At 67.5% G+C, this 7,891-nt stretch carries 7 protein-coding genes and 1 pseudogene; 1 reads left to right on the forward strand and 7 read right to left on the reverse strand.

The genetic code is table 11. The annotated features are described in order from the left end of the window. The 6 genes from SFU54_RS08840 to SFU54_RS08865 form a co-directional block, all read right to left on the reverse strand. On the reverse strand, positions 1–652 hold a 652-nt coding region (locus SFU54_RS08840), incomplete at its 3' end, for a DUF2142 domain-containing protein (protein WP_319015916.1). Next, positions 642–986: a DUF2304 domain-containing protein gene (locus tag SFU54_RS08845; protein WP_319015917.1), complete on the reverse strand. Its 345-nt coding sequence runs from the start codon at positions 984–986 to the stop codon at positions 642–644. The genes SFU54_RS08840 and SFU54_RS08845, both read right to left, overlap by 11 nt. Further along, positions 983–1,714, reverse strand: a complete 732-nt coding sequence (locus tag SFU54_RS08850) for a glycosyltransferase family 2 protein (RefSeq protein WP_319015918.1) — start codon at positions 1,712–1,714, stop codon at positions 983–985. Before SFU54_RS08850 ends, SFU54_RS08845 begins: the two co-directional genes overlap by 4 nt. A gap of 53 nt (positions 1,715–1,767) precedes the next feature. Continuing rightward, complete coding sequence (locus SFU54_RS08855) at positions 1,768–4,140, reverse strand: cell wall-binding repeat-containing protein (protein WP_319015919.1); 2,373 nt, start codon at positions 4,138–4,140, stop codon at positions 1,768–1,770. A gap of 198 nt (positions 4,141–4,338) precedes the next feature. Continuing rightward, entirely contained in the window at positions 4,339–5,697 is a 1,359-nt protein-coding gene (locus SFU54_RS08860) for a glycosyltransferase family 4 protein (protein WP_319015920.1), read from the reverse strand. Further along, entirely contained in the window at positions 5,694–6,743 is a 1,050-nt protein-coding gene (locus SFU54_RS08865; RefSeq protein ID WP_319015921.1) for a glycosyltransferase, read from the reverse strand. Before SFU54_RS08865 ends, SFU54_RS08860 begins: the two co-directional genes overlap by 4 nt. A 47-nt stretch (positions 6,744–6,790) precedes the next feature. On the opposite strand from SFU54_RS08865, the gene SFU54_RS08870 reads away from it, so the two are divergent. Further along, the gene (locus SFU54_RS08870) at positions 6,791–7,675 is read left to right on the forward strand and encodes a glycosyltransferase family 2 protein (protein ID WP_319015922.1); all 885 of its coding nucleotides are present in this window, start codon (positions 6,791–6,793) and stop codon (positions 7,673–7,675) included. A gap of 9 nt (positions 7,676–7,684) precedes the next feature. On the opposite strand, the pseudogene SFU54_RS08875 reads toward SFU54_RS08870, so the two are convergent. Further along, positions 7,685–7,891, reverse strand: a pseudogene (locus tag SFU54_RS08875) (glucose-1-phosphate thymidylyltransferase); the annotation flags it as partial.

Genomic DNA, 7,891 nt, shown 5'->3' on the forward strand with positions numbered 1-7,891 from the left:
GTGCCCAGCGTCGACGCCCGGTTGTTTCGAACCAGCCCAGCAACGCAAGAAACGCGGTTCCGACACCCGTGATGGCCCAGCCACTGGGGTTGTTCGACGGAATCAAGAACATGCCCAAGGGCACCAGAGCGATCAACCAACCCCACAACAAGGTGGATCGGCGAGCGGCCGGCAAGAGCACCGCGAGAGCAGTCGCTAGGCCAACAAAGAGGGCCGCGTTGAGAATGCGCATCAGGAGTGCGCTGACTTGCATATCGGAACCGGCGAAGAGGTTCATGGTGGCGTAGTAAACCGGCGGGTACTCGCCGCCGAAGTTGCCTCGCGAGAGTTCGACCGGGTCGCCATCCCACGTGTTCCACACGTCGTTTTGGCACGCCGCGCTTCGCGCGCCATCTTGGGCGTAGCACGCGACGTTCTCGAACGCTGACGGCATAACGCGATTGCTGTCTTCTGAACCGGGGTCGCATTGCTCGCTGCCATCGCCGCCGCACCAGATGCTGACCAAGTGGTAGTCATCGTCGGGGCCCGCCCCGAGAGGAGACGCGAAGGCCCACGCTGACAGAGCGATAAACGCCAGAACCGGCGCCAGGTACAGCGGCCGGAAACGGGATCGGAGGGGTCGGCGCGACACGGTTGGCGACTCAGTCGTCATCTGTTCTTCTCACTTGTTCGATCTCAAGAGCGAGCTTCTGCACAACCTTGCGCAGCTCGTCGCGCGTGCGCGCAAGCTCAAGACTGATCTGCATCAACAGCAGCAAAATGACGAAGAATGCGCCCACGAAGAGCAGATTGATGGGCTGGGCGATGCCGAAGAACCCTGAAACCGCGTCGAGCAAGCCGGGCCACGCCGACAAAACGATTGCCGCAACCGAGGCGACGAGCCAGATGACGGCGTACTTCTCGGGCAGCACATACGACCGCAACAACAAGATGACGGCGATGAGCAAAATGACGGCCATCACGATGGCCAGAATCTGCGGGGTCATGCCGTCACCTCTCGCGACGCGTGTGCGCGGCGCGCGCGCAACTGCGGGGGCACGCTGCGAATGCCGGCGAGGCCGAGAATGAGCAAGATGCGGCCGGTGTAGAGGGTTGCCCGAAAGATCGACTGCGACGGGGCGCCTCCGGCGCGCTCATTCATGACGACCGGAATCTCGCGCACGGTCAAACCCTGTCGCGTCGCGAGCACGATTGACTCGACCGTGTCACCCAACCACTCAACCGGGTAGTGCTCAGCGAAGACCTCGAGTGCGCGGGGGCCGGCGATTCTGAACCCGCTCGTGGCGTCGGTAATGCGCGTGCGCGCGTAGGCCGACGTCACCCACGAGATGAGGCGTTGCACTCCGCGACGCGCAGCCGACGACTTGAACGTGCCACCATCGGCGAACCGGCTACCGACCACGATGTCGGCATGATCGAGCGCCTTGATGAGGCTAGCGATGTACTCGGGCCGATGTTGGCCATCACCGTCGAACTGGATGACTGCGTCGTAGCCATGCCGCGTTGCGTACTTGAACGCTGTGCCCATGGCAGCACCGACGCCCAGGTTGATGGCGTGCGATACGACATGCGCGCCGTGAGCTCGGGCGATCGACGCCGTCGCATCGCGCGAACCGTCGTCCACGATGACGACGTCAGCAAGCGCATGAACGGTTTGAATCGAATCGAGCACCTGGCCAATGACCGCCGCTTCATTCAGCGCGGGGACCGCCACGAGCACTCTCATAACTCAATAGCCTATCGGGGCACACCCCACGAGGGGCGCGCTTAAGGACAGGGCGTGAGGGCCTCGACGGCGGGCGTCAGGGTTCCGGTGCCGCCCAAGAGGATGATTCTCGTCGGCTGCAAGCGCTCGATGTCGGTCAGCACGCCCCGCGGCACGCACGTCGTCTCAACCGAGAACATCGGAGCATCCATGAGCCCGGCGAGCGGCGCGCCCGCAAGGGCATCGGGAAAGTTGAACCCGGTGGTGAGAAACACCGTGTCGGCGGTGTCGGGATACGCATCGTTCGCGACGCTGCGTGCCGCATCAAACCTCGTCAGACCACCCAGGCGCTCCACGTTCGAGGTTCCGACAATCGAGCGCAACTGGTTTTCGATGCCCATCGTCACAGATCCGGGCCCACCCGCGACCATGATGGTCGAGAACCCAAAGTTCTCAATGGCCGTGCGCGTTGCGGCAGGGAGCGATGACTCGGGCCCCGCAACCGTGAGCACGGGCGAGATGCCCCGAGACGATTGGGGTGACGAGCCTGCCGCCCCGGCGACGAGCGCGTCGGGATAGTTGTAGCCATTGGCCACGTAGAGGTTCGTTGACGCGTCGAACGCGCGCGGCCCGCCGGTTTCGATGATGTGGTTCATGACGTTGAGAGACACATCGAAGCGAGTTTGGCCCGAAATGCGCGACACGGTCGCACTCGGCAGCGCCGACTGCAGACTCGAGCGTACGGTCTCGGAGACGGATGCTGGGCCGCCGACGATGACCACCCGCTGCGGACTGAGCCGCTGCAGTTCCGTGCGAATCTTCGCGGCGAGCGAGCCGGTCTCCACGAGCATCACGATCCCGCCGGTGGCGGCGGCCGCTGATCCGGCGCCGAGCGCATCGGGGAAGTCGCCGCCGTTGACGACGTAGACCGTCGTCGGCCGCGCCGGCCCGGGATACGCACGTTGGGCCAGGGCGATCGCCACGTCATAGCGGTCGGTTCCGGCGATGCGTTCTATCGTGAGAGGCCGCAAGACAAAGGCCCCTCCATCGGTCGCCACGAATCTGTCGACGGGCGCGACCGAGCGTTGGCCCCAGCGAGCCTGCACCGTCACCACGACGGTCGACCCCGTGACCGCCGGAATGCTTGCTGACCAGGCTCCCGTCACGGTGTCGAGGGCGACCGCGCGGCTGACACCGTTGACCTTGACCTCGATGCGGGTGCGCGGCGTGACGTTGGTGATGGCACCCGACACCGAAAATGCAGCGCCCGAGGTGTAGGCGGGCGGCATCGTGATGCTCGGAGAGTCGACGAGCACCGTGGGCTCCCACGAGGTGCCGTAGCGCGACTCAATAGTGCTGATGCCAGGGTTGTGGCGCATGATCGCCATGACAGAGACCTTGTTGACCGCTGCGGCGCAGAACTGCAGCGGCGTTCCGGCATAACCATTGGGGGCTGAGCCGAACGAGGTCGCCGAGTTGACGCCCACGAACGCGGAACCCACCATGCCGGGGCCGCCGCTATCGCCCGAGAGCATGCAGACGTTGGTCACGATCGAATCGACGGAGTAGCACGGCGACGACGTGCCGCACACGGTGACGTCGTTCTGGAAGTCGTCGAGAATCTGCCCACACGTCCAACCCGTCGTTGAGCCCGACTTGCAAATCGGCGAACCCGTCGTGGGGATGATCGTGTCGCGCACCGTGAGCAGGCCACCCGTGCGGGCACCTTGCCCTCCGCTATAGGTCGTGACGGTCGGCCCCGTCGTGAAGCCCGATTGCGTGACGGTGACGAGTCCAACGTCATAACCGCCACCCGCCTGAAATGATCCCGAGCGCGGTGTGCCGAAGTTGAGCGAGGTGCCCGACGGAGTGAACCCGGGTGCGGTCACGCTGACATGGCGGTACAGACCACTGCCCGCGCAGTGTCCGGCCGTGACGAACTCGGGCTGACCCGAAGAATTGGTGCCATTCGCGCCGACAGAGCACCGGAAGCCCCCCGCGCTCGTGCTGTAGGTGATGGCGTCGCCGCCATAGACGTCGGCGGCGGGTTCGAAGATCACGTCGTCGATCGACGGCACCGGCGGGGCAACCTCGCCAATGACCGCGACCGCCCCGACCTGCTCAACCACGGTGGCCTCGGCGGCCGAGTCGACCCCAATGGTCAGTGTCGTGCCGTCGAGCACACGGTCACTCGCATCGATGCCCTCGGCGGCGAGGTATTCGACGAGGTCTGACGCATCGGCAGCCGCGGCGGCCTGCGCCAGATACTGCTCAGGCGAGAGCCCCAGGTCACGCTCCACCGCGGCGACGAGCTCGGTCGGCAGTTCGGCAGCGGCCTCAATGAAGTCGCTCTCGGGGTATTCCCCCATCTCTGGAATCGCCGACGCGTCAGGGGCGGGCGGCAGCGTTTCGCCAGCCGCGGTCGTCGTCGGCATCAGGCTCACGAGAAGCGCGGCAACGACCAAAACCACTGTCGAGCGTGGTGCACCGTGTGCCCCACGACTCTTCTTCTGTCGCCCCCGCGACGCGCTCCCGGGCACATCGGCCGGGCTCCGTTTCCACCCCATTGCCTCAGTATGGCTGACCATGACGCCCTACGCACGCCGTGCGGTGCAGGGATGTTCGGGGAACGTTCAGCGGGCGCTGAGGCGCTTGCGCACGCGCGCGGTGACGCCCGAGATGCCCTCGGCGCGCAAGTGGTGCAGGGTCATGCGCACGGTGTGGCCGAATCCTGCGGTGCGGGCAACGCGAGCGCCCACACCCATGCCGTCGCGGCCGCGCGTCACGTCGGCCGCGCGGCGCGGGTGGGCGACGGCCGCGAGCAGAGGTTGCAGCACCACCGACCACACGAAACGCTCGCGCACGCGGGCGACATTCGCGCGCCACTCGGCGACCTCGGGCGAGTCGGCAAGCACGCGCGTGAGGGCGTCGGCGAGGGCATCCACGTCATTGGCGGGCACGACGATTCCAAGATTCTCGGCCGCAATGATCTCGGCGAAGCCGTCGCCCTCGGTCACGACCATCGGCAACCCAGCCCAGAGGTAGTCGAGAATGCGCGTGCGGAACGAGAAGGTCGTCTCGACGTGCACGTGGTGCGTGCTGACCCCCGCGTTGGCCTCGACCAGGTAGGCACCGCGACGGTCGTAGGGCACCCACGTGTCGTTGAAGATGACCTCGCGTCCTTCGAGGCCGAGCGAGGTCGCAAGATCGAACGACTCGCGCACGATGCCCATCTCGTCGACGCCCGGGTGCCGCGTGCCCAAGAAGAAGAGACGGATGCCCGGCACCCGCTCACGCGCCACCCCCACCGCGCGAATCAACGTGAGCGGGTCAAACCAGCTGTAGACCCCGCCGCCCCAGATGAGCACGCGCGAGTCGGCGTCGATGCCGGGGATGACGCCGCGCATCCCGTGGCCCGCGTCGGCGACGGGAGGGCTCGGCTCAAGCCCAAAGGGCACGACGTCGAGCAGCGCCCGCAGGTCGGGGTCTTCGGCGTAGGTCGCGGGGCTCAAGCGGCCGAGGCCCGCGAGCTGACCGAGATAAAGCAATCGCTGGCGTTCGCTCGCACACAGAATGAGGTCGGCGCGCCGCAATTGGTCGTTGAGCGCGTCGCGCGCGGTCGACACGCGCAGCGCCCACGTCGGCGGCGGCAGTTCACGCCCCTGCTCGAGCATCTCGAGGTGCATGGGGTCGTAGGCATCGGCGATGAGCATGCGATCGGTGCGCGCGACGGTGCGAAACTGCGTGTTCGCATAGCCCTGAAACAGCACGACCTCGGCCCAGCGTTCGTGCACAGCGATGCCCCGCTCGTCGCCGGGCGCGACGTGAGCAATCGGGAACGGCGGCGACGGATGCTCGGCGCGCGTCGTCGAGACGAGGCGCGCCTCGTGCCCCGCCTGCTGCAGCGTGAGCGCCATGTTCCACGCGCGAATCGCGGGGCCTGCCATGGCCGCGGCGAGCGGGTCGCCCGTGATGATGAGCACGCGAGTCATGCGCGCTCACCGCCGTGCGCGTCAGTGGGGTCGGCGAGCGTCATGACCGGCAGAGGCCCGGCCGGAGTCACGAGATCACGCAGCACATCCATTGCGCCCCGACTGTACCGCCCGTAGCGGCCCGAGAGCGCGCCGCCGATGACCGCGGGAACACGGGCAATGCGCACGCGCGGCAGTCGCGCTCGCCGCGCCTCGTGCGCCGCCTTCGCGTCGAGCTGCTGCTGCACCGCCGGTGCGACGGCGAGCGCGCGGGCTCGCTCGGCGAGCAGGGCCGTGCGACGGGCCAATCGTGCCGCGCGCTCGCTCTGTGGTTCGCGCAAGCGAGCGAGCTTGTGGGCGAGCGTAGGCCGGCGCGCGCCGATCTGATTTGCCCCGTGCTGGCGATAATCAATGAGCGGCTCGGGCACGAGCCGTACGCGGCCGACGGCCGCCGCAATGGCCGCAAGCCACTCGTCGTGCACCCACTCCCCCGGAATCGGCGCGGCACTCTCGAGCAGCGAGCGCCGGAGCATGACCGTGGCCCCCGTCACGAGGTTGCGCCGCAGGAGCACGGGCAGGGCCTCGCCCGCGGCGAGGCCCGCGCGCTCGGCCTCGGTCGCTTCGAGAGCCTCGAGCAGGGTAATCCCCAGGGGCGCGCCGTCGGCGTCGACGAGCCGGGCATCGGTGTGGGCGAGTAACAGCTCGGGGTCGGCCGCGAAGGCTGCGGCGAGAGTCGCGAGTTTGCCGGGCATCCACTCGTCGTCTTGATCGCTCAGTGCGATGAGGTCACCCTCGCACGCGGCGAGCGTCGCCGCGAAGTTGGCCGTGATGCCGAGCGCGGGTCGACGACGGATGATCGTGAGGCGCGTCGGCAGCTCGGGGTCTGCGGCGAGCGCCTCGGCGTGCACGCGCTCGATGATCGCGAGCGTGTCGTCACTCGAGTCGTCGTCGCCCACGACGAGTTCGATGGGCGCCGGGCGCTGGTTCAGGATGCTGCGCACTTGCCGCGCGACGTGCGCGGCACCGTTGTGCGTGCCGAGAGCCACCGAGATGCGCGCGTCTGCCACCCCGCCAGCCTAGAGCCGCCAACGCGCGCGGCTAGGATCGACCCATCATGACTGGGGGCGACGAGCGACACGGGGGCGACGGCACAGCCGTCGCGGTCGTGACGGTTGCCTACCGCTCGAACGACGTGTTGCCAGGGTTTCTCGAGTCGATCGAGGCCGCGAGCGCCGCGCCCGTGCACTGCGTGATTGTCGACAACCGGCCCGGTGAGGGTTCTCGTGCCGCTGACCTGGCACACGAGCACCGCGCCCACTACATCGCGCTGCCGAGCAACCCGGGATATGGCGGAGCGATCAACGCGGGGGTCGCGTCGCTCGCGCCGTCGGTGCGCTGGGTGCTCGTGAGCAACCCTGACGTGGTCTTGCACGCGGGCGTCATCGACGCGCTTGTTGCCGTCGGTGAGAGTGATGATCGCATCGCGGCAATCGGGCCGGCCGTGCTCAATCCCGACGGCACGGTGTATCCCTCGGCGCGACGGGTGCCGTCACTGCGCACGGGCGTCGGCCACGCGCTGTTCGTCAACCTGTGGACCGACAACCCCTGGACCAAGCGCTACCGGCAAGACGCCGCCGAAGCCGTGACGCCGCGAGATGCTGGCTGGCTCTCGGGCGCGTGCGTGCTCGTTCGCCGCGATGTCTTCGATGCCATCGGCGGGTTCGACGAGGGCTACTTCATGTACTTCGAAGATGTCGACCTCGGCTACCGCCTCGGCAAAGCAGGGTGGCGCAATCGCTACGAGCCCTCGGCCGCGGTCACGCACGTGGGCGGGCACACGGCCGCTCGCGACTCAGCCGTCATGATTCGCGCCCACCACACGTCGGCACGCCGGTTCATTTCCCGCAAGTACTCGGGCTGGCACTTGTGGCCCGTGCGTGCGGCCCTCTCGGCCGGTCTCGCCGTGCGGTCGACCTTGCTGCAGCGACGCGCGCACTAGCCGCAACGACTACGCGCGGAGCAGGCGCTGCAGATAGGTGCCATACCCGCTCTTTGCAAGCGGCGCAGCAAGGGCCGCGAGTTGTGCGTCGTCGATCCACCCTGCGCGCCAGGCCACTTCTTCGATGCAGCCGATCTTGTAGCCCTGGCGATCTTCAATCACGCGCACATACTCCGAGGCCTGCATCATCGACTCGAACGTTCCGGTGTCGAGCCA

Source organism: Microcella sp. (genome assembly GCF_033763155.1).
Taxonomy (GTDB): Bacteria; Actinomycetota; Actinomycetes; order Actinomycetales; family Microbacteriaceae; genus Microcella.

What these genes read in the sequence shown, in the direction of transcription:
- SFU54_RS08870 (WP_319015922.1), top strand. Translation starts at nt 6,791, where the DNA reads ATGACTGGGGGCGACGAGCGACACGGGGGCGACGGCACAGCCGTCGCG.
- SFU54_RS08855 (WP_319015919.1), bottom strand. Translation starts at nt 4,140, where the DNA reads ATGCCGACGACGACCGCGGCTGGCGAAACGCTGCCGCCCGCCCCTGAC.
- SFU54_RS08860 (WP_319015920.1), bottom strand. Translation starts at nt 5,697, where the DNA reads ATGACTCGCGTGCTCATCATCACGGGCGACCCGCTCGCCGCGGCCATG.
- SFU54_RS08845 (WP_319015917.1), bottom strand. Translation starts at nt 986, where the DNA reads ATGACCCCGCAGATTCTGGCCATCGTGATGGCCGTCATTTTGCTCATC.